This window comes from Citrobacter sp. Igbk 17 (assembly GCF_028069775.1).
Lineage (GTDB): Bacteria > Pseudomonadota > Gammaproteobacteria > Enterobacterales > Enterobacteriaceae > Citrobacter.
In genome coordinates this window covers 27,674-50,845 of the sequence record NZ_JANEWI010000036.1, presented here as the reverse complement: position 1 = coordinate 50,845, position 23,172 = coordinate 27,674, and the positions used below count along the sequence as shown (strand labels likewise).

General features: G+C 52.6%; 16 protein-coding genes. 9 read left to right on the top strand and 7 right to left on the bottom strand.

Translation table 11 applies throughout. The annotated features are described in order from the left end of the window. Window positions 1-149: 149 nt before the first annotated feature. A complete protein-coding gene (locus NNO08_RS18690; RefSeq protein ID WP_271457304.1) occupies window positions 150-1,397 on the top strand; it encodes a SulP family inorganic anion transporter in 1,248 nt (415 codons plus the stop codon). Here the strand turns inward: NNO08_RS18690 and mgtE are convergent. The 6 genes from mgtE to NNO08_RS18660 form a co-directional block, all read right to left on the bottom strand. After that, a complete protein-coding gene (gene mgtE, locus NNO08_RS18685; RefSeq protein WP_137384114.1) occupies window positions 1,360-2,796 on the bottom strand; it encodes a magnesium transporter in 1,437 nt (478 codons plus the stop codon). The genes NNO08_RS18690 and mgtE overlap by 38 nt on opposite strands. 105 nt (window positions 2,797-2,901) lie before the next feature. Then, the gene (locus NNO08_RS18680; protein ID WP_271457303.1) at window positions 2,902-4,545 is read right to left on the bottom strand and encodes a multidrug ABC transporter permease/ATP-binding protein; all 1,644 of its coding nucleotides are present in this window, start codon (window positions 4,543-4,545) and stop codon (window positions 2,902-2,904) included. Between the two features lie 75 nt (window positions 4,546-4,620). After that, window positions 4,621-5,271: a DNA oxidative demethylase AlkB gene (alkB, locus tag NNO08_RS18675; RefSeq protein ID WP_416348253.1), complete on the bottom strand. Its 651-nt coding sequence runs from the start codon at window positions 5,269-5,271 to the stop codon at window positions 4,621-4,623. Continuing rightward, window positions 5,271-6,335 carry a bifunctional DNA-binding transcriptional regulator/O6-methylguanine-DNA methyltransferase Ada gene (gene ada / locus NNO08_RS18670; RefSeq protein WP_271457302.1) on the bottom strand — a complete coding sequence of 355 codons (1,065 nt, stop codon included), beginning with the start codon at window positions 6,333-6,335 and terminating at the stop codon, window positions 5,271-5,273. Before ada ends, alkB begins: the two co-directional genes overlap by 1 nt. Window positions 6,336-6,414: 79 nt before the next feature. After that, the gene (gene apbE, locus NNO08_RS18665; RefSeq protein WP_271457301.1) at window positions 6,415-7,470 is read right to left on the bottom strand and encodes an FAD:protein FMN transferase ApbE; all 1,056 of its coding nucleotides are present in this window, start codon (window positions 7,468-7,470) and stop codon (window positions 6,415-6,417) included. Window positions 7,471-7,585: 115 nt separating this feature from the next. Further along, window positions 7,586-8,686 carry a porin OmpC gene (locus tag NNO08_RS18660; RefSeq protein WP_271440107.1) on the bottom strand — a complete coding sequence of 367 codons (1,101 nt, stop codon included), beginning with the start codon at window positions 8,684-8,686 and terminating at the stop codon, window positions 7,586-7,588. 741 nt (window positions 8,687-9,427) lie between these two features. Between NNO08_RS18660 and rcsD the strand changes: the two genes are divergently transcribed. Beyond that, complete coding sequence (rcsD, locus tag NNO08_RS18655) at window positions 9,428-12,097, top strand: phosphotransferase RcsD (RefSeq protein WP_271457300.1); 2,670 nt, start codon at window positions 9,428-9,430, stop codon at window positions 12,095-12,097. A gap of 16 nt (window positions 12,098-12,113) precedes the next feature. Next, on the top strand, window positions 12,114-12,764 hold the full coding sequence (gene rcsB / locus NNO08_RS18650) for a response regulator transcription factor RcsB (RefSeq protein WP_003027592.1): 651 nt from the start codon (window positions 12,114-12,116) through the stop codon (window positions 12,762-12,764). A 112-nt stretch (window positions 12,765-12,876) separates the two neighbouring features. Here rcsB and rcsC read toward each other — a convergent pair whose 3' ends face one another. Next, window positions 12,877-15,723 carry a two-component system sensor histidine kinase RcsC gene (gene rcsC / locus NNO08_RS18645; RefSeq protein ID WP_271457299.1) on the bottom strand — a complete coding sequence of 949 codons (2,847 nt, stop codon included), beginning with the start codon at window positions 15,721-15,723 and terminating at the stop codon, window positions 12,877-12,879. 168 nt (window positions 15,724-15,891) lie between these two features. On the opposite strand from rcsC, the gene atoS reads away from it, so the two are divergent. The 6 genes from atoS (at window position 15,892) to NNO08_RS18615 (ending at window position 23,155) form a co-directional block, all read left to right on the top strand. Beyond that, complete coding sequence (gene atoS / locus NNO08_RS18640; RefSeq protein ID WP_271457298.1) at window positions 15,892-17,730, top strand: two-component system sensor histidine kinase AtoS; 1,839 nt, start codon at window positions 15,892-15,894, stop codon at window positions 17,728-17,730. After that, complete coding sequence (gene atoC, locus NNO08_RS18635) at window positions 17,727-19,112, top strand: acetoacetate metabolism transcriptional regulator AtoC (protein ID WP_271457297.1); 1,386 nt, start codon at window positions 17,727-17,729, stop codon at window positions 19,110-19,112. The genes atoS and atoC overlap by 4 nt, the downstream gene beginning before the upstream one ends. Window positions 19,113-19,308: 196 nt before the next feature. Continuing rightward, the gene (gene atoD / locus NNO08_RS18630; RefSeq protein ID WP_271457296.1) at window positions 19,309-19,968 is read left to right on the top strand and encodes an acetate CoA-transferase subunit alpha; all 660 of its coding nucleotides are present in this window, start codon (window positions 19,309-19,311) and stop codon (window positions 19,966-19,968) included. Between the two features lie 2 nt (window positions 19,969-19,970). Further along, window positions 19,971-20,621 (top strand): 3-oxoacid CoA-transferase subunit B, encoded by a 651-nt coding sequence (locus NNO08_RS18625; RefSeq protein ID WP_048211108.1) that lies wholly within the window; start codon window positions 19,971-19,973, stop codon window positions 20,619-20,621. Beyond that, window positions 20,618-21,940: a TIGR00366 family protein gene (locus NNO08_RS18620; protein WP_271457295.1), complete on the top strand. Its 1,323-nt coding sequence runs from the start codon at window positions 20,618-20,620 to the stop codon at window positions 21,938-21,940. Before NNO08_RS18625 ends, NNO08_RS18620 begins: the two co-directional genes overlap by 4 nt. A 30-nt stretch (window positions 21,941-21,970) precedes the next feature. After that, the gene (locus NNO08_RS18615; RefSeq protein WP_271457294.1) at window positions 21,971-23,155 is read left to right on the top strand and encodes an acetyl-CoA C-acetyltransferase; all 1,185 of its coding nucleotides are present in this window, start codon (window positions 21,971-21,973) and stop codon (window positions 23,153-23,155) included. Window positions 23,156-23,172 lie beyond the last annotated feature (17 nt).

Sequence of the window (23,172 nt, the reverse complement as noted above, 5' to 3'; positions counted from 1 at the left end):
GTTATTAATACGTTGATTATTTATACGGTTATTGACAATCATTTCTGGAAACCTCCCCGTCAGACGGGTACTATGCTGCGCTTTGCTATTCACCGCACGGATGCCTGTCGGTCTGCTGTCATCAGGCCTTTTCTGACCTGAGAGTAACTATGTCTGCAACACACTCTTCCCCTGCCGCGGTGGCAGAACACACCACCCGCACCGTGTTACGCCACCCCCGCCTGTTGGTTCGTGAAACGCTGGCTGGTGTGGTAACCGCCCTGGCGCTGATCCCGGAAGTGATTTCGTTTTCAGTTATCGCTGGCGTGGACCCTAAAGTCAGCCTGATAGCCTCGGTCGTACTGTGCCTGGCGATGTCCTTTTTAGGTGGGCGTCCGGCAATGGTTACCGCCGCTGCAGGATCGGTTGCATTAGTCATTGGCCCGATGGTGCATCAACACGGCGTGCAGTACATTCTGCCTGCGGTGGTGCTGGCCGGGATTATTCAAATTCTGTTTGGCGTATCAGGGATGGCGCGTCTGATGCGGTTCATCCCCACGGCAGTCATGACCGGCTTTGTCAACGCCTTGGGCATGTTGATTTTCTTTGCCCAGGTCCCGCATTTCTGGGGTAAAAGCCCGTTAATCTGGGGGCTGTTCGTCCTTACGCTGCTGATTGTGCTGTGGGTTCCGCGGTTTATTAAAGCAATCCCCGCGCCGCTTATCGCCATCGTGCTGCTGACTGTGTTCACTGTCACCAGCGGGCAACTGTTACCAACCGTCGGTGACGAAGGTTCAATGAGCGGCGGTCTGCCGGGCTTGACGCAGTTACTCGTACCACTCAACCTGCAAACGTTAGCCATTATCTGGCCCTGCGCGCTGAGCATCGCTTTTGTTGGGTTGATGGAGTCATTGTTAACCGCCCGTCTGGTTGACGACCTGACGGTCACCCCGTCGAATAAAAACCGTGAAAGCACTGGACTAGGCGTAGCCAATATCCTGGCCGGTTTTTATGGCGGCATCGCCGGATGCGCGATGATCGGTCAAACGATTGTCAACGTTGAGATGGGTAAAGGACGCAGCCGCGTCTCGACGTTCGCCGCCGGGCTGGTCTTGCTGTTGCTCGTCACCGCACTCAGCGAGGTGATGGCGAAGATACCGATGTCAGTACTGGCGGGAATTATGGTGATTGTGGCGGTGAAAACGTTTAGCTGGCACAGCATCCAACCCTCGACGCTGGCCAACATGCCGGTCGCCGAAACGCTGGCAATGTTGGTTACCGTCGCCGCGACAGTCTCTACCGGCAACCTGGCGATTGGCGTGGTTGCCGGCGTGGTTACGATGTTGATACTGCCGCGCATCGTCAGAGGGAAACGGGCGTCTACATCAAAAACAGCGTCGCCAGACCCAGAAAAATAAAGAATCCGCCGGTGTCGGTGATAGCGGTAATCATGACGCTGGAGCCGACCGCCGGATCGCGTCCGAGCTTGACCATCGTCATCGGAATGATAACGCCCATCAGCGCCGCCATCAGCAGATTGAGCATCATCGCCAGGGTCATCACGCCGCCCAGCGCCATATCATCGTACAGCCACCAGGTGATGCCGCCCATGATTCCGCCCCAGACAAGGCCGTTGATCAGCGCTACCCCCATCTCACGCAGGATCAGAAACGTCAGGTTGCCGGGCTGAATATTCTGTAACGCCAGCGCCCTGACGATCATGGTGATGGTCTGATTACCTGTATTACCACCAATCCCTGCCACAATGGGCATCAGCGAGGCCAGTGCCACCAGTTGTGAAATGGTGTGCTCGAAACCGTCGATTACCCGCGAGGCGATAAAGGCGGTACAGAGATTAATTGCCAGCCACGCCCAACGGGTTTTTACCGCTTTAGTGACCGGAGCGAATACGTCCTCTTCGGCACTTAAGCCCCCCATTCGACGCAGATCGGTATCAGTTTCTTCATAAACCACATCGACGATCTCATCGATGGTTAAGCGTCCCATCAGTTTGCCAGAGGGATCAACCACCGCAGCACTGACCAGGTTATCACGTTCAAACGTACGCGCAGCGTTCTCGGCGATATCTTCCGGAGAAAATGTCAGCGGATCATCCTCCATCACTTCGCTGACTTTACGCTGCACGTCATTAAGCAGAATACAGGTTAGCGTCAGTTCGCCCACCAGGACTTTATTGCGATCGGTTACGAAGAGTTTATCGGTGTTCTCCGGCATTTTTCCCAGCCGCCGCAAGTACCGCTGCACCACTTCCAGCGTCACGTCCGGACGTACGGTGATGACTTCGAACTCCATGATCGCACCGACGCGATTCTTCTCGTAGTGCAGCACCTGACGTACGCGCGCCCGCTCTTCAGCAGGCAGTGATGCCAGCAGTCGACCGGTAAGGTTACGGGGTAAATGCTGTACCAGATAAATCTGTTCGTCGATGTCGAGATATTGCAGCGCATCCAGTAGCTCGCGGTCGCTCATCTCGTCGATCAGGTCATCCCACACATTTTCTGATGCTTCAAGCAGGACGTTGCCGCGTTTTTCACTTTCGACCAGTCGCCACAGGGCGTGACGCTCTTCGGAGGGCAGTGCTTCGAGGGTATCGGCCAGATCGGGTGGCGGCAGATGCGCCACCAGTGCCCCTACCTCAGCAATATCGTCGGCTAACGTACCGACGTCATATTGCTCAGCCAGGGTAAGCTTACCCAATAATGTTGAAATGATGGCTTTATCAGTGGTCAGTAGCCAGATAAGACGAGCACGTTCCTCGTCACGTAGCCTGGCGCTGTTTTTGTTTATTACGGACATCAATCATAAATCCATGATATGAAATATCATCAATCATGATGCTGAATTATGTAAATAACAATAAACGAGGCCGCCGGCTGGATAAAAAACCGGCGGCATGTGGGATCATGCTGTTCGAGCCACCGCATCACGCGAAGCCGCATCACGTTCATCGCCCAGCAGTTCACTCAATTGCCCATTACGCATTTCCAGCAAACGGTCTGCATGAATAAAGTAATGATCGTCATGGCTAATGGCAAAAATGGTTTTGCCCATCTCCTGCATCAGCGGTAACAGGACCTGATAAAACTCCCGGCGGAAATGCGGATCCTGATCGGCGGCCCATTCATCCAGCAGAATAATGTCGCGCTCCTCCGCTAAGGCCAGCAACAGCGCCACTCGCTTTTTCTGCCCTTTCGACAGCTTCAGGTTGAGAATGCGCCCGTCGTTCAGCTCCAGCTTGTGCGCCATTTGCAGATGTTCCAGCCACTTCGCGACCAGCGCCGGAGAAGCGTCTCTGCCTTCGGGTCCCAGCAGTTTGTCAAACAGCCAGACGTCGGTAAACACTGCCGAGAACAGCTTACGGTAGTCCTCCGGTTTTTCGACAGCAACCGCCTTGCCATCGAGTAAAATCTCACCAGACTGCGGCTGGTACAACCCGGTCAGCAACATCGCCAGAGTGGATTTACCGCTGCCATTACCGCCAATCAGGAAGATCAGTTCACCACGACGAATGGTCAGATTCACTGGCCCAACGGAGAACGCATTATCCTGATAGTGGAAAACCACGTCACGCAACTCCAGCGTTTGCCAGTTCGGAAATGCGGTTGGCCGCGGGAATTCTGCCTTGAAGGGGGCCAGGGAGAACTTATTCAGCTTGTTAAACGCCACCTGAGCCGTCAGCAGCGTCGGCAGCGCGCCAACGGCGGAGAGCAACGGCGTGCGCAGGAATAGCAACGTCAGCGAATAGGTTGCCGCCACCGCGGTATCCGCCCAGCCCAGACTGTTGGCCATCCAGAATACCAGGCCAATGGCGCCCAGCATCATGATGTTCGACCAGTTGACCGCGCTCAGGTGGAAGGTATCAGCACGAATAATATGGTGGCGGTATTCTTTGGCATCCGGGACGTACAGCTGGTTAAAGATATGCTCTGCACGCTCACGGTTGAGCGTCAGCTCTTTGCGCCCTTCCAGCACCGTCTGGTAGTCGTTGTACAGCTTGTCTTCGGTTTCACGCAGGGTAGCCATGTGTTTATACACCCGCGCCACCAGCACAAATCCGCCCCAGATGGTGATTGCCATCCAGATTGCCGTCACCAGCAGCATTTTCGTCGACAACATGGCCAGATACGCCGCCGACCCCACGGTCAAAATAATCCCCTGTACCAGCTCAGGCAGGCGCACAAAGGCAATGGTAATGTTACGGATATCGCTGGTTAAACCGGCCAGTAACGAGGCGCTACCGATTTGCTCGATACGCTCGACGTGAGTGTCCAGAATACGTTTGATAAATTCGCTACGCAGACGGTAGACAAAGTGGTGTCCCAGCGTGGTGAGCGCCAACTGTGAACCGAGGGTGACGACCATCAGTAACAGCAGCAGGCCAAGAAACTCCGGTAGCACCATCAGCGTGGTGTCGACCGTTTCAATCAGGCGCTGATTGATAAACGCAATCAGCCCAATCCCCAGCGCGGCACTGGCAAGGCTGAGCGCCATGACGCTGATAAATGGCCAGCGATACTGCCGCCAGACAAGAAGTAAAAGTTCCATGCAAACAACCCGGACAAGTAATAACAGCCCGCAGTTTAAACATCTCTTCGCTCACAGCAATAATAATTCTTATTTTTATTCTTTTTTACCTGCCTGGCGAAACGTCAGGTTGTAACGACAATCCCCCGTCAATGGATGATAGCCAGTTTTGAGAGGCTGGACGCCGTGATAAAACAGCCGCGAGTTTCCCCCCCATACCACCACATCACCATGCTCCAGCAATACTCGCTTTAAGGGATCGTTGCGCCGTAAGCCACCAAACTGAAAAATTGCCGGCAGGCCCAGCGAAACAGAGACGATAGGCGCTCGCAGATCAGGTTCATCTTTATCCTGATGTAAAGACAGTTTTGCCCCCGGCGTATAGCGATTAATAAGGCAAGCATCCGGTTGAAAATCAGGATAGCCTGCGGCCGTTGCCGCCTGATGGCACAGCTCAGCAAAGACCTCGGGTAATGGCGGCCAGTGAGCGCCAGTTAAGGGATCGACCGGTGAATAGAGGTAGCCATGTTGATCCGTTGTCCAGCCCAGATGGCCGCAATTCGTCATGGCTACCGACATCGTATAGCCGCCTGGAGTGACCATCTGGCGAAACGGCGACTGCCTGGCTGTCGCCGCGATTGCCCGCAGTAAAGCGGGTGCGGATTCAAATGCAAAACGCCGCAAAATCACCGCACCTGACGCCAGCGGCTCGTGCCAGGGTTTCTCATCGGCAAAGAGATCGAGCATTATGTTTCCTCGCGGGTGGCTTCACGTTGCAACAGTTGCGCCTTGCGCGTTATTCCCCAACGATAGCCAGAAAGCGCACCGTCGCCGCGGATTACACGGTGACACGGGATCACAATGGCCAGTTTGTTCGCCGCGCAGGCGCTGGCGACGGCACGCACCGCCTTCGGCTTGCCGATAGTGCTGGCCAGTTGCTGATAACTCACCGTCTCACCACAAGGGATTGCCCGCAGCGCTTGCCATACCTGTTGCTGAAAGGCGGTACCCTGAATATCCAGCGGCAGTGACAGTGCAGTATTGCGCGTATTAATCACGGCGATCACCTCACGCACATGTTGTTGAAACTCCGCATTGGCGGGCTCGTCACGTGCTGTCGGAAACAGTTCATGCAATTCTGCTATCAGCGTAGCATCGTCGTCGCCCAGCAAGATCGCGCAGATACCCCGTTCACTTTCCGCGACCAGGCAGCGACCCAGAGCGCAATCTGCGAGGGTATAGCGCACAGAAACATTACCGCCGCCTTGACGAAATTGCCTGGCGGTCATGCCTAACGCCTGATCCGCTTTGCGGTAATAGCTGCTGCTGTCGGGGAATCCAGCGTCAAGAATCGCCTGCGTGACCGGTGCGCCTTTTGCCAGCGCCTCACGCAGGCGACGGGCACGCCATGACTGTTGCCAGGCCTTTGGGGTCATTCCGGTGGTTGCTTTGAACAGGCGATGCAGGTGAAACGGGCTCATCGCAACATGCTGCGCAAGAGCTTCCAGTGTGAGGGGGGACTCCTGCTCCAGTAACTGACAGGCGTGGGCTATTTTGTTCAGCCGCTGCTGTTGTGCGCTGTCTTTGTCCGGCTGGCAGCGTTTGCAGGGACGAAACCCTGCCGCCTGTGCCTGCTTTGCATCCGCGAAGAAACTGACATTTTTGCGCAGCGCATGTTTTGCCCGACAGGACGGCCGACAGAAAATGCCGGTAGTCTGAACAGCAAAAACAAACTGACCGTCAGCACCCGCGTCACGGTCCAGCACAGACTGCCAGCGTTCATCATCAGTTATGTGTAAGAGATTTGTCATGATGGACTCCTTTGTTAAGCATAGCGCTTAGCCTCAGTGTGTCCGCATTGCGGGTTATAAAAACCCGCAATCTTGCTTTTTAATTTTTTTCGCTGACCAGGAAGCTTTTAAATTGCGGCGACATCCAGGTTTTAAACCCGTCGCCTTCTTTAACAATCATATACACCGCCAACCCTTCGCGACGCACGACTTCTTTGGCCTTTTCCGGGCCAAGCACCATTAGCCCGGTATCCCACCCGTCAGCCTCCAGCGCCGTGGGTGCAATCACCGTCACAGAGACCAGATTGTGTTCAATAGGACGACCGGTTTGCGGATCGATGACATGGGACAGACGTTTACCGTCCAGTTCGTAATAGTTGCGATAGCTACCGGAGGTGCTGATGCCATGTCCATTGATATCGACAATCGCCTGTACCGCGTTTTCACGATCGGTTGGTTTCTGTATTGCTACACGCCACGGTTGCCCCTCGGCATTCATTCCACGGCTGTTCAGAGCACCACCAACAGAAACCAGATAGCGGGCGATCCCTTCCTGTTTCATCAATCGCGCCAGATGGTCAGCCGCATACCCTTCCCCCACGGTGGAGAGATCAACATACAGCGCCGGCAGATCTTTCTGCAGATAATTCTGGTGCGCCTCATTAACCACCTTCAGATGTGCAAGCCCGGTTTGCGCTTTTGCCGCATCAATTCTTGCCTGCGTAGGTGTATGCAGCGGTTGCTGCTGTGGACCAAAGCCCCACAGATTCACCAACGGACCGACGGTGATATCCATGGCCCCATCGGTTTTTGCGCCAATACGTAACGCCGATGTCACAATATCCGCCAGCGCATCATTCACCGGCCACGGTGACAGGCTTTTTGACTGGTTAAAACGCATCAGCGCAGAATCGTTCTTGTAGGTAGAAAGCAGTTGATCATCAGCATCAAGCTGAGTCTGGATCTTCGCCTGCAACTCTCCGGCGCGTTTGTCATCCAGGCCAACTACACTGACCCGCCAGAAGGTGCCCATGGTTTTACCTTCCAAGACTGTCGCGGTTGAGGACGGGGTCTGGTTTGATTTCGGGGCCTCATCGCACCCGACAAAAAAGAGTGTTACAGCCAGGAGCGCTGCACGGCAAAAAATCATATCCATACGTGATTACCCTTATGAAAACGGGCGCAAGAGTACACCAAAAAAGAGTGTTTGTACGTCAGAAAAACGGCATTAAAAAAGGCCCCGTAGGGCCTTTGATAGAAATAAATGCAGATTAGAACTGGTAAACCAGACCCAGTGCTACGATATCATCGGTAGAGATACCTGCATTACGGGTAAAGTTGTTGTCATCCAGCAGGTTGATTTTGTAATCAACATAGGTAGACATGTTTTTGTTGAAGTAGTAGGTCGCACCAACATCAACATATTTCAGGATATCCTGGTCGCCGTAGCCGCTGTCCAGATCTTTACCTTTGGACTGCAGGTAAGCCACAGACGGACGCAGACCGAAGTCGAACTGGTACTGAGCAACAGCTTCGAAGTTCTGCGCTTTGTTTGCCCAGCCCAGTTTGCCTGCACGCGTTGCGTTGTAGGTCTGGGTGTACTGTGCTGCCAGGTAGACGTTGTTCGCGTCGTATTTCAGACCGCCAGTGTAGGTTTCAGCACGATCGCCGGTACCGAAGTTCAGCTTGTTCTGCTCATCAGTACGTTTGGAGCTGGTAACTGCGGTACCCAGGGAGAAGCCTGCGCCGATATCATAAGTGATAGATCCGCCAACGCCGTCACCGTTCTGATTCAGTGCGTCACGACCGTTGCCAGTCACGCCGGTCATGCCTTCACCTTCCGGACTACCGTTTTTACCCTGGTACTGCAGGGCAAAGTTCAGACCATCAACCAGACCGAAGAAATCAGTGTTACGGTAGGTTGCAAAGCCGTTACCACGCTGCTGCATGAAGTTGTCAGAACCGTAGGTATCGCCGCCGAATTCCGGCAGGACGTCGGTCCAGGACGTGACGTCATAAACCACGCCGTAGTTACGACCGTAGTCGAAAGAACCTGCATCAGCGAATTTCAGACCGGCAAACGCGACACGCGTCCAGGCGTTGTTTTCGTTTTCAGAGGAGTTACCCATGATCTGGTATTCCCACTGGCCGTAACCGGTCAGCTGGTCGTTTACCTGGGTTTCACCTTTGAAGCCGATACGCATATAGGTCTGATCGCCATCTTTAGTAGAGTCATCAGAGAAATAGTGCAGACCGTCGACTTTACCGTACAGATCTAATTTGTTGCCGTCTTTGTTGTAAATTTCAGCCGCATTTGCTGCGCCTGCTACCAGCAGAGCCGGTACCAGGAGGGACAGTACTTTAACTTTCATGTTATTAACCCTCTGTTATATGCCTTTATTGCTTTTTTATGCCACTGCTCACTGGCTAACCCTCATTAACCAGTCGGCAACTTCATTCTCCGCAAAAACACAGAATAATCCAACACGAATATGATACTAATACTTTAAAGATGTTTCATTTATCTATGGAGATGTTTCAAAATATTAACAAAAGGGAACTTTTTTTAATTAAGAAAATGGGGCAAATAAGCACGAATAGTCAAGAATCATTATAAAATACCTATACATCAATCACTTGTACAAAACACAACCATAGCACTGAATGATAAAAAAAAATCTTCACTCGCAACTAAAATAGACTCGCTATCATCATTAACTTTATTTATTACCGTCATTCATTCATGAATGTCTGTTTACCCCTATTTCAACCGAATGCTCCGCGTTCGGTTTTTTTTTACCCTTCTTTACACAAACATCACTGTTCTGTGCTACCGATGAAAAACTATAACGACTATTAACTATCTCACCTGTTCACCATCGCTTATAAATCAGGCAAATAATTTCTTGTTATTTAATGCTAAATCTGTAGGTTTCATACCTCTATTTGTACTGTTAGTGACCGGCTGTACACGTTTTCATTGCCTGCCTGGCAACGATACACAACAATAAAAAATGCAGCTCACCGGATGTTGCGTAAGTATGGCAATTCATACATTACCCTTTATACTGCCCCTTCATCTTTAGCGTCGTTTTAACAGGTCATAAACACGAATGAGTCAGTCTGACACAACGGCTTCTACCCGATTCTCCCTGCTTCCGGGAAGTATTACCCGTTTCTTCTTATTACTGATCGTGGTGCTGTTGGTGATGATGGGCGTGATGGTCCAGAGCGCGGTCAACACCTGGCTAAAAGATAAGAGCTATCAGATTGTCGATATCACCCACGCAATTCATAAAAGGGTGGATACCTGGCGATACGTGACCTGGCAAATCTATGACAATATTGCAGCGACAGCCAACTCATCGACTGCCGACGGGTTACAGGAAACCCGACTCAAGCAAGATGTCTACTATCTTGAAAAACCCCGTAGAAAGACTGAAGCACTGATTTTCGGCTCGCATGACAGTTCTACGCTGGAAATGACCCAACGTATCTCAACCTATCTGGATACACTGTGGGGCGCAGAGAATGTCCCATGGTCAATGTATTATCTGAATGGTCAGGACAATAGCCTGATTCTTATCTCAACGCTGCCGCTGAAAGATCTCACTTCCGGCTTTAAAGAATCGACAATTGGCAACATTGTCGATTCGCGCCGCGCTGAAATGTTACAACAGGCCAATGCGCTCGATGAGCGTGAAAGCTTCTCGTCCCTTCGCCGTCTGGTCTGGCAAAACGGCCATTACTTCACGTTACGCACTACCTTTAATCAGCCAGGGCATCTGGCAACCGTGGTCGCGTTTGACCTGCCGATTAATGATTTGATCCCCCCGGGCATGCAGTTGGACAGCTTTCACCTGGAGCCTGATGCCACGTCTACGGCAGAGCATCTCAGTGAAAAAGAGTCGCCTGACAGCGTCAGCATCAACTTTAACAATAGCAAGATTGAGATCTCCTCAGCGCTAAATTCAACGGATATGCGACTGGTCTGGCAGGTTCCCTTTGGGTCATTACTGCTTGATACGCTGCAAAGCATTCTGCTGCCGTTGTTACTGAATATCGCTCTGCTGGCGCTGGCGCTGTTTGGCTATACCACTTTCCGCCACCTTCCTGCCCGTTCAAACGAAGTGGCGCCAAACCTTGTCGCAAATAATGAACTCCGGGTGCTTCGCGCAATCAATGAAGAAATTGTTTCGCTGCTGCCGCTGGGATTATTGGTACACGACCAGGAATCCAACCGCACGGTTATCAGCAATAAAACTGCCGACCATCTGCTGCCACATTTAAATCTGCAAAATATCACCAGTATGGCGGAGCAGCATCAGGGGGTCATCCAGGCCACAATCAATAATGAATTATATGAGATCAGGCTGTTCCGCAGCCAGATCTCAGCCCGCACGCAGATCTTTATCATTCGCGACCAGGATCGCGAAGTACTGGTCAATAAAAAGCTGAAACAAGCGCAGCGACTGTATGAGAAAAACCAACAGGCTCGCGCCGCCTTTATGCAAAACATTGGTAGCGCACTGAAAGATCCTGCCAAAACGCTGGCCATAAATGCTGCTGCACTCAATACGCCCGACAGCCAGAAACTGGCAAACCAGGCAGACGTGCTGGTACGTATGGTCGATGAGATTCAGTTGGCCAATCTTCTGGAAAGCGATGACTGGAAAAGTGAATCAACGCTGTTTTCCGTGCAGGCGTTAATTGACGACGTCGTGCCTGAAGTACTGCCAGCCATCAAGCGTAAAGGGTTACAGCTGCTGATTAAAAATCACCTGAGCGCCAATGATGAGCGCCGCGGCGACCGCGATGCCCTGCGTCGTATTTTGCTGCTGCTCATCCAATATGCCGTGACCACGACGCAGATTGGCAAAATTACGCTGGATGTCGACCAGGATGAATCGGAGGCAGAGCGTCTGACCTTCCGTATTCTGGATACGGGGGAAGGCGTCGCGCTGAATGAAATTGATAATCTGCACTTCCCGTTCATCAATGACACGCAGAGCGATCGATATGGCAAAGCGAATCCACTCACGTTCTGGTTGTGCGATCAGCTCGCACGCAAACTGGGTGGACATCTGAATATTAAAGCGCGGGAAGAACTTGGAACGCGTTATATCGTCCATGTTAAGATGCCGCTACATGACCAACATGCTGATAATGAAGAACGGTTGTTGGATGATGTCTGCGTGATGGTTGACGTCACCTCGAATGACGTACGCAGCATTGTATTGCGTCAGCTGGAAAACTGGGGAGCAACCTGCATCACCCCCGATGAGCGACTGAATAGTCAAGAATATGATCTCTTTATCACTGATAATCCGTCTAATCTTACTGCCTCAGGCTTGCTTTTAAGCGATGATGAGTCTGGCGTGCGAAAAATTGGCCCCGGTCAGCTGCGCGTCAACTTTAATATGAGTAATGCTATGCAGGAAGCTGTCCTGGAGCTAATAGAAGAACAACTGGCGCAAGAAGAGATCCAGGAACTCCCCCTCGGCGGTGATGAAAACGCCGAACTTCATGCCAGTGGTTACTATGCACTCTTTGTAGACACAGTACCGGATGATGTTAAGAGGTTGTATACTGAGGCAGCAACCAGCGATTTCGCTGCGTTAGCCCAAACGGCCCATCGCCTGAAAGGCGTGTTTGCCATGCTTAATCTGGTACCCGGCAAGCAGTTATGTGAAGCGCTGGAACATCTTATTCAAGAGAAAGATGCTCCAGGTATAGAAAAGTACATCAGCGACATTGACGTTTACGTCAAGAGCTTGCTGTAGCAAGGTAGCCCAATACATGAACACTATGAACGTAATTATTGCCGATGACCATCCGATTGTACTGTTCGGTATTCGTAAATCACTTGAACAAATCGAGTGGGTGAACGTTGTCGGCGAATTTGAAGACTCCACTGCACTGATCAACAATTTGCCTAAATTAGATGCTCATGTGTTGATTACCGATCTCTCAATGCCGGGAGATAAATATGGTGATGGGATCACGTTAATTAAATATATCAAACGCCATTTCCCGAGCCTGTCGATCATCGTTTTGACCATGAACAACAACCCGGCCATTCTGAGCGCGGTATTGGATCTCGACATTGAAGGGATCGTGCTGAAACAAGGTGCGCCAACTGACCTGCCTAAAGCGCTGGCGGCGCTGCAAAAAGGTAAGAAATTCACCCCGGAAAGTGTCTCTCGCCTGCTGGAAAAAATCAGCGCCAGCGGCTATGGCGACAAACGCCTGTCACCGAAAGAAAGTGAAGTTCTGCGCCTGTTTGCCGAAGGTTTCCTGGTGACTGAAATCGCTAAGAAGCTCAATCGCAGTATTAAAACCATCAGTAGCCAGAAAAAGTCTGCAATGATGAAGCTCGGCGTGGAAAACGATATCGCCCTGCTGAATTACCTGTCATCCGTGACGTTAAGCCCGTCAGACAAAGAGTAATTCATTTTCATATCATCTGCCTGAAGGCACCGCGTTTATCTGGCCTACGAACAATACAGCGTTGTGTATGTTCTGTAGGCCGGATAAGGCAAACACCACTACCCAGCCTCTTTTATCCCCGCGTTTTTCTCACGCGTTCCGCATAGACAGTCAACGTCTGCTTCAGCACGTCTAACGTCACTGGCTTGGACAAACAGCTGTCCATTCCCGACTCCAGACAGCGCTGCTTCTCTTCCGCCAGAGCATTGGCCGTCACACCAATCACCGGCAGCGTTAGCCCCAGTTGGCGAATACGCTGCGTCAAACGATAGCCATCCATATTCGGCATGTTGACGTCGCTCAGCACAATATCAATATGGTTTTTACTCAATACATTGAGCGCGTCCACACCGTCGTTGGCGGTTTTGCACTGATACCCCAACGATCCTAGCTGATCGGCCAACAAACGACGGTTAATCGGATGATCGTCAACCACCAGAATCATCATGTCATCGTTTGTGGCGCCCACTTTGTCTGGAGCTGGCAGTGCGGTGGAAAGCGCTTCACTACCCAGTTCAACGCTGTAGATATGCGCCAGCAGCGCGGGCAACTCGTGCGGTGATGCCACGCTGTGCACCCACTCCCCAGGCGTTCTTTCCAGCGGAATACCAATGTGGCGACGACAGAAAATCACCGTGGCTCTTCCCTGCCATGCCTGATCCTGCACATCATCAGCAATCAATACATCATTTGCATCAGGTTGCTGTCCCTCATAACGCAGCACCGTCATCCCGGTACGCGTGAGGCTGGATTCGATAAAGTGATAGAGTGACGCGTTTCGCACGGCCAGCCAGCAGCGAGTGCTGGCAAGACCATCCACACTCTTATTCTGTGGGTACTGGGCACCATACAGCGGTATCCGCAGCGTAAACTGGCTCCCCATCCCCGGTTCAGAATCGACGGAAATATCCCCGTCCATCATGCTGATCAGTTTCTCACAGATAGCCAGACCCAACCCGGTCCCCTGGAAATTACGCTGCACGCCCGTCCCCACCTGGAAGAAGGGATCGAACAGACGAACGACTTCTTTGGCCGGGATCCCCACGCCAGTATCACGCACACGAATGCTGAGGTAGTCGCCGCTGCACTGAACATGCAGCACAATACAGCCGGTATCAGTAAATTTAATCGCATTACTCAGCAGGTTAGAAATGACCTGCTGTAAGCGCATCGGATCGCCATTTAATGCCACGGGCACATCCGGTTCGATGAAACAGTACAATCCCAGTTGCTTGCGTACCACCAGCGGCAGATAGTTGGCCGTAATATGGCTCATCACTTCACGCGGTGAAAATTCGCGCGGTTCAATCTTCAACTGTTCGGATTCAATTTTCGAGAAATCAAGAATATCGCTGATAATCTTCAACAACAGGCTGGAGGAGTTATTCATCGCCGTCACCAGGCGATCCACTCCGCTGGGCAGTTCTTTCGTTTGCAGCAGGTCAAGGTTACCGATAATGCCATACAGCGGCGTGCGTAGCTCATGACTCACCGTCGCAAGGAACATTGATTTTGACTGGCTGGCCTGTTCCGCCGCCTGCGCCATCTCCTGTAACGACTCTTCCATTTTCACACGCGCACTCACATCGACCAGGACGCATATCGCTACGTTCTCATTGCGATAACGTGAATGCACAAAGCTGATTTGCAGATTGGTATTATTGCTGGTCAGCACATCGACGAAATTAACCTGCTGGCCGCAGATAATTTGCGTCAGCCGTTGCCTGTCTTCATGCGTCAGCATGTTGAGATAGGTATGTGCCAGCTCGTTGCTCAGAATGTTAATGCCATCAATTGTGCGCAGAATACAAATACCGACCGGCGCAGAAGCCACGATTTTACGGTTAAACTGCTCATGCTCTTCCAGGCGTTGGGCATCGCTTTCCGCTGGAATAAAAATACGCCGCTCATACATGCGCGTCAGCATAAACAACGCCGCACCTACCAGCACATTCAGCAGAACCGCATTCAGGATCATCATGCGTATCCGCTCCAGCACCAGATCGACCGGCACGGAGTACACAATACTGAGCGATGACGGCGGCAGGTTTTTCTTCAACACCAGGTTGCGAAAACCCGGCGTGTAGCCAAACCACGAGCGCTCCTGCATCCAGCGCGGTTCAGACTTAATAGCGCCTTCAGGACCGGTGAGTGAAATCAGCGCATGACCATTTTCATCAAGGATGGTCACCCCCATCGGCAAACTGCCCGGCGTGAAGAAGTTCTCCATGCGAATCGGCTGTTCCACACCCAGCAACGCCTGCAGACGATTGGCAAGATAGACCGGCGTCAGCGCATAAAAATACCCCACCCCTGGACGTGGCCCCTGGCTTATCCAGAACAGGTTATTGCCGTTTTCTTCCTGCGGGGCATTGCGATACTTAATGATGCGCTCATGCAGCGCTTTCAGCGCCTCGTCACGTTCGACAGGCATATCCCGCAGACCAAAATTGGCCATACAGAGGTTATCGCTGCCGATCAGGAACACGCGGTTCAAATCATAAGCCGCTGAAAAATTGTCGCGCCAGTAGCGCATAAACCACGCTAATGACTCCAGCGAGCCACGCCAGGCATTACCCATCACCGCACAGTCGGAATCGGCAAACAGCGGTTCAAAATTCGGCACCACGGTTTTATCATCCCGTGCCCGCAATGACATCACGCCGTTTTCTGCCGTTAACCGGTTTTCAGCAATGTATTTCAGCTCTTTTATCACGTCAGAAGTACGCTGAATGTAGCGTTGGGCCTGATCGGAGCTGAGATTAAACTCCTGGCGGATCTCAGACTCTCGCTGGTGCAGCGCATTCACAATGTAGAACACCGAAACAAAAGCAATCAGACACCAGACCAGTAAGGCCAGCGCTCTGAACAGGTAGCGTGAGACTTTTAGAGTTGAATGAACGGAAGCAAGGTATTTCAAAGGGGCGAAGCTCCGCCTCAGGATATCAATAGAGTGTGGTTAAGGTAGCGGTAAATGTCCGGCGTCGCAATGCCCTCTCTTTACGGGAATATGATACACCGCTCTGACACCGTTGTCTTAACCCCTGATAATCGTCGTTTGCCTAAAAAACACTGCACGGATGTGAGAATGCGCAAGCTGAGATGGCTGACGCGTCGTTTATACCCGCGACGTTTACGCAACCAAATGATCATGATGGCCATTCTGATGGTCATTGTGCCGACGATTTCTATTGGTTATATCGTAGAAACCGAAGGTCGGTCAGCAGTCTTATCTGAAAAAGAGAAAAAACTGTCATCGGTGCTCACTCTGCTTAACGGTGCGCTGGGCGATAGCTTTAGCCACTACGCGGATTTACCGCGTGAAGCGCGCATTCGGGCGCTGAATCTTGAGTTGGGCCCCATCACCGAACGGATCACCCAGGCATTTCCTGGCATCGGCGCGGGGTATTACAACAAGGCACTGGATGCAATCATCACCTACGCCCCCTCTGCGTTGTATCAAAGTAATGTCGGTATCACCATCACTGACGATCACCCCGGACGTGAAGTGATGAGCAGCAACGCACCTGTGGTTTTTTCCGGACGACAGGTTCGTGGCGACATCCTCAACTCCATGATCCCCATCGAACGGCAGGGTGAAGTTATTGGCTATATCTGGGCGAATGAACTGACGGAAGATATCCGCCAGCAAGCCTGGAAAATGGACGTCAGGATCATTGCCGTGCTGGCTGCCGGACTCATCAGTAGCCTGCTGTTGATTGTGCTTTTCTCTCGCCGTCTCAGTGCGAATATCGACATTATCACCGACGGGCTCTCCACGCTGGCGCAAAAAACACCAGCCCGACTGCCTGAACTGCCCGGCGAACTGGGACAAATCAGCCGCAGCGTCAATGCGCTGGCACAAACGCTTCGGGAAACCAAAACCCTTAATGACCTGATTATTGAGAACGCAGCAGACGGCGTCATTGCCATCGACAGACAGGGCGATGTCACCACCATGAACCCGGCGGCAGAGCAAATCACTGGCTATCAGCTTCATGAACTGGTCGGGCAGCCCTATGCAACCCTCTTTGCCGATACTCAGTTCTCCAGCCCGGTACTGGATACACTGGAGCACGGCACCGAACATGTCGCCCAGGAGGTAAGTTTTCCTGGTCGCGACCGCACCATTGAAATAAGCGTCACCACCAGCCGGATCCATAACGCGCATGGCGAGCTAATCGGAGCTCTGGTGATCTTCTCTGATTTAACGGCCCGCAAAGAGACACAGCGCCGGCTGGCACAAACGGAAAGGCTCGCGACGCTCGGCGAGTTGATGGCTGGAGTGGCGCATGAGGTACGTAACCCGCTGACGGCAATCCGTGGCTATGTACAGATCATCCGCCAACAAACGTCTTTACCAGAACATCAGGAATATTTATCCGTTGTGCTGAACGAAATTGACTCAATCAATAAAGTCATCCAGCAACTGTTGGATTTCTCTCGCCCGCGACAAAGCCAGTGGCAGCAGGTACGGCTCAATGCGTTGATTGAAGAAACGCTGATCCTCGTGCAAACCGCAGGCCTACAGGCTCGAATCGCATTTACCACAGAATTAGATGCCAGCCTGCCCGCCATCGTCGCCGATCGCGAACTCCTCAAGCAGGTGATCCTTAATATTTTAATCAATGCGGTGCAGGCGATAGCCGCACGGGGCGAAATTCGAATCCGCACCTGGCAATATTCAGCCTCACAGCAGGCGGTGATGATTGAAGATAATGGCAACGGTATCGATATTGCCATTCAGAAGAAAATATTCGACCCCTTCTTTACGACCAAAGCGTCAGGTACGGGTCTTGGACTGGCGCTAAGCCAGCGCATAATCAACGCACATCAGGGGGATATCCACGTGACAAGTATGCCGGGCTGCGGCGCAACCTTCACCCTGATTTTACCTCTTAACCCGCAGGGAAATCCGTCAGAATGAAAACGACCTACCGTATTCTCATCGTTGATGACGAAGAAAATGTTCGCCGTATGCTTGCCACTGCGTTTTCCCTGCAAGGGCATGAGACGCACTGCGCCAGCGATGGAAAAGCCGCGCTGACTCTGTTTGCTGATACGCATCCTGACGTGGTACTGATGGACATCCGTATGCCAGAGATGGACGGTATTGATGCACTGAAAGCCATGCGCGCCCAGCAGCCGCGGATCCCCGTGATTCTGATGACGGCCTACGCCGAAGTGGAGACCGCAGTAGAAGCTCTCCGTAGCGGCGCGTTTGACTATGTGATTAAACCCTTTGATTTGGATGAGCTCAATCTGGTCATTCAGCGCGCACTACAGCTTCAGGCAATGAAGCAGGAGATCCGCAATCTGCATCAGGCTCTAAGCACCAGTTGGCAATGGGGGCATATCCTGACTACCAGCCCGGTGATGATGGATATTTGTAAAGACACGGCAAAAATCGCCCTCTCACAGGCGAACGTACTGATTAGCGGCGAAAGTGGCACAGGAAAAGAGCTGATTGCCCGCGCCATCCACTACAACAGTAAACGCGCCAACGGCCCCTTTATCAAAATCAACTGTGCGGCCTTACCGGAATCCTTACTGGAAAGCGAACTGTTTGGCCACGAAAAGGGGGCATTTACCGGTGCACAAACCCTACGCCAGGGGCTGTTCGAACGCGCGCATAAGGGAACGCTTCTGCTCGACGAGATTGGTGAAATGCCGCTGGTTCTGCAGGCCAAACTGCTGCGTATTTTGCAGGAAAGAGAATTCGAGCGCATCGGCGGACACCAAACTATCCGCGTCGATATCCGTATTGTTGCCGCCACCAACCGCTGCCTGCAAACAATGGTGAAGGAAGGAACGTTCCGCGAAGACCTGTTTTATCGGCTTAACGTGATTCATCTGACCCTTCCCCCGTTACGCGAACGCCGCGAAGACATCGCCCTGTTAGCGAATCACTTTTTACAAAAATTTAGCTCAGAAAATCAGCGGGATATCATTGAGATCGATCCAACGGCGATGTCCATGCTTACCGCCTGGCCATGGCCAGGGAACATTCGTGAACTGTCTAACGTCATCGAACGCGCGGTGGTCATGAATACCGGTGCGGTGATTTTTGCCGAAGACCTGCCTGCGCAGTTCCGATCGCCTGTCAGTACCGTAACAGAGGTAAAAGCAGTTCAGACCGGAGAACGCAATCTGAAGGAAGAAATTAAGCGTGAGGAAAAACGCATCATCCTTGAGGTGCTCGACAATCAGGATGGCAACCGCACCCGTACCGCGCTAATGCTGGGGATCAGTCGGCGCGCTCTGATGTACAAATTGCAAGAGTATGGTATTGACCCGTCAGGCTCCTGATACCTAAATTTGCTATGCAGAATTTTGCACACTGCGCAAAACTCTGCATAGCAACTCCCCCTTCCCCTCACCAGCCAATAAAAAATAAATCATAAAATTCAAATAATTAAAAAATAATTTCGCTATTTGTCATTCTGGCACCCGGCTTGCAATTCCCTGAGCGTACCCAAAATGGAGTATGCAAAAGGGAAACATAATGAAAACAAAACTGATTACTTTACAAGACGCAACGAGCTTCTTTCGTGACGGCATGACCATCATGGTCGGCGGTTTTATGGGGGTTGGCACGCCACCTCGCCTTGTCGAAGCCTTACTTGAATCTGGCGTCAGGGATTTGACGTTAATTGCCAACGATACCGCATTTGTCGATACCGGTATCGGCCCCTTAATCGTCAACGGCCGCGTGAGCAAAGTGATTGCCTCGCACATTGGCACCAACCCTGAAACCGGTCGCCGCATGATTGCCGGCGAGATGGACGTACAACTGGTGCCACAAGGCACTCTGATTGAGCAAATTCGCTGCGGTGGCGCAGGCCTTGGCGGTTTTCTCACACCAACCGGCGTCGGCACCGTAGTGGAAGATGGCAAGCAGACCATGACGCTCGATGGCAGAGTCTGGTTGCTCGAACGTCCATTGCGTGCCGATCTGGCGCTGATCCGCGCACACCGCGCCGACACGCTTGGCAACCTGACCTATCAACTTAGCGCCCGTAATTTTAACCCACTGATTGCCCTCGCCGCCGACATCACACTGGTTGAACCGGATGAAATGGTCGGGATCGGTGAACTCCAGCCAGACCAGATCGTTACCCCCGGTGCCGTTATCGACCATATCGTCATGCCACAGGAGAGCTAATCATGGATGCTAAACAACGTATTGCGCGCCGTGTGGCGCTTGAGCTTCACGATGGGGATGTCGTCAACCTGGGGATTGGTCTGCCGACGATGGTTGCCAACTACCTGCCCGCTGACATTCATATCACATTGCAGTCAGAAAATGGTTTTCTCGGTCTGGGCCCGGTCACGACCGCGCATCCAGACCTGGTAAACGCCGGTGGGCAACCGTGCGGGATTTTACCAGGCGCGGCCATGTTTGATAGCGCCATGTCGTTTGCGTTAATTCGCGGCGGCCATGTCGATGCCTGCGTGCTCGGTGGGTTACAGGTCGATGAACAAGCCAACCTCGCCAACTGGGTGGTTCCCGGAAAAATGGTTCCCGGCATGGGAGGGGCGATGGATCTGGTGACCGGCGCGCGCAAAGTGATTATCGCGATGGAGCATTGTGCAAAAGACGGCTCAGCGAAGATCCTCCGACATTGCACCATGCCGCTGACGGCACAACATGCGGTGCATATGCTGGTGACCGAACTCGCTGTTTTCCGCTTCATTGACGGAAAAATGTGGCTTACGGAAATCGCGGAAGGATGCGATATCGCCACGCTGCGTGAAAAAACCGAAGCGCAGTTTGATGTCGCCGCCGAGCTGATTATCCTGCGAGGTGATGCATGATCGGCCGCATTGCTCGTTTTATGACGCGCGTGGTCAGCCGCTGGCTGCCTGACCCGCTGATTTTCGCCATGCTGCTAACGCTGTTGACCTTCGGCATCGCGCTGTGGCTAACGCCACAAACACCCGTCAGCATGGTGAAATTCTGGGGTGATGGTTTCTGGAATCTGCTGGCTTTCGGCATGCAGATGGCGCTGATCATCGTCACAGGCCACGCGTTAGCCAGCTCAGGACCGGTGAAAAGTCTGCTGCGTACGGCGGCCTCTGCCGCCAAAACCCCCGCTCAGGGTGTCATGCTGGTAACGTTTTTCGGTTCAGTCGCCTGTGTCATCAACTGGGGTTTTGGTCTGGTAGTGGGGGCGATGTTTGCCCGTGAAGTCGCACGCCGGGTACCCGGCTCCGACTACCCCCTGCTGATTGCTTGTGCCTACATCGGTTTTCTCACCTGGGGGGGTGGCTTCTCCGGTTCAATGCCATTGCTGGCGGCAACACCAGGCAACCCGGTTGAACACGTCGCAGGGTTAATTCCGGTCGCAGACACGCTGTTTACCGGTTTCAACATCTTCATCACCGTGGCACTGATCGTCGTGATGCCGTTCATCACACGCATGATGACGCCAAAACCTTCTGATGTGGTAAGTATCGATCCGAAGCTGTTACTGGAAGAAGCTGATTTCCAGAAAAAACTGCCACCCGACGCCCCACCATCGGAAAAACTGGAAGAGAGCCGCATTCTGGCCCTGATCATTGGGGCATTAGGGATTGCTTATCTGGCTATCTATTTCACTGAGAAAGGCTTCAACATCACCATCAACACCGTCAACCTGATGTTTATGATTGCCGGTCTGCTGCTGCATAAAACGCCTATGGCCTATATGCGTGCCGTTAGCGCAGCCGCGCGTAGCACCGCCGGCATCCTGGTGCAGTTCCCCTTCTACGCCGGTATTCAGTTGATGATGGAACACTCTGGCCTCGGTGGATTGATTACCGAGTTCTTCATCAACGTCGCCAACAAAGACACCTTCCCGCTGATGACCTTCTTCAGTTCAGCACTGATTAACTTTGCCGTGCCGTCTGGCGGTGGCCATTGGGTTATTCAGGGACCGTTCGTCATGCCAGCCGCTCAGGCCCTTGGTGCCGATCTCGGTAAGTCAGTAATGGCTATCGCCTATGGCGAGCAGTGGATGAATATGGCGCAGCCGTTCTGGGCGCTACCTGCATTGGCTATCGCCGGATTGGGGGTGCGCGACATCATGGGGTATTGCATCACCGCCCTGCTCTTCTCAGGCGTCATTTTTGTCATTGGATTGACCTTGTTCTGACAGCCATTACTTACATAAAGGAACAGAAAAATGAAAAACTGTGTCATTGTCAGCGCGGCACGTACCGCAATCGGTAGCTTTAATGGCGCACTGGCGACCACCAGCGCTATCGAGCTGGGATCAACCGTGATAAAAGCGGCAATTGAGCGCGCTCATCTTGATCCGCAGCAGGTTGAAGAAGTGATTATGGGTAACGTACTGCAGGCTGGTCTGGGGCAGAATCCGGCGCGTCAGGCGTTGCTAAGAAGCGGTCTTTCCGACACGGTTTGCGGCTTCACTGTCAACAAAGTGTGTGGCTCGGGCCTGAAAAGCGTGGCGCTCGCCGCCCTCGCAATCAAAGCAGGACAAGCTCAGGCTATCGTGGCGGGAGGGATGGAAAACATGAGCCAGGCCCCCTACCTGTTAGACGCAAAAGCACGCTGGGGATATCGTCTTGGTGATGGGCAATTGTCAGACGTTATTCTGCGCGACGGCCTGATCTGCGCCGAGCATGGATACCATATGGGGATTACCGCCGAGAACGTCGCTAAAGAGTACGGCATCAGCCGCGAAATGCAGGATGAACTGGCACTGTTATCACAGCAGAAAGCCGTTGCCGCAATAGAGTCCGGCGCTTTTCAGGCCGAAATTGTCCCCGTCAGCGTACAATCACGTAAGAAAACCCTCATTTTTGAACGCGATGAGTTTCCCAAGGCTGACTCCACGGCGGAAGGTCTTGCCGCATTGCGTCCGGCCTTCGACAAAGCCGGCACTGTTACCGCTGGCAACGCCTCAGGGATTAACGACGGTGCTGCCGCGCTGGTGGTAATGGAAGAGTCGGCAGCGCTGGCTGCTGGGCTAAAGCCGCTGGCGAGAATCAAAGCCTGGGCCAGCGGCGGCGTCGCCCCGGCGATGATGGGCATGGGACCCGTTCCGGCCACGCAAAAAGCGTTACAACTGAGCGGGCTGCAACTGTCGGATATCGACCTTATCGAAGCTAACGAAGCATTTGCCGCACAGTTTCTTGCCGTGGGTAAAACACTGGGGTTTGATGCGCAAAAGGTCAACGTTAACGGTGGGGCGATTGCGCTGGGCCACCCTATCGGCGCCAGCGGCGCGCGTATTCTGGTCACATTGCTGCACGCGTTACAGGCACGGGATAAAACGCTCGGTCTGGCAACGCTGTGTATCGGCGGCGGCCAGGGTATAGCAATGATCGTGGAGCGGATGAACTAAAAAAAAGGGCCGGATTT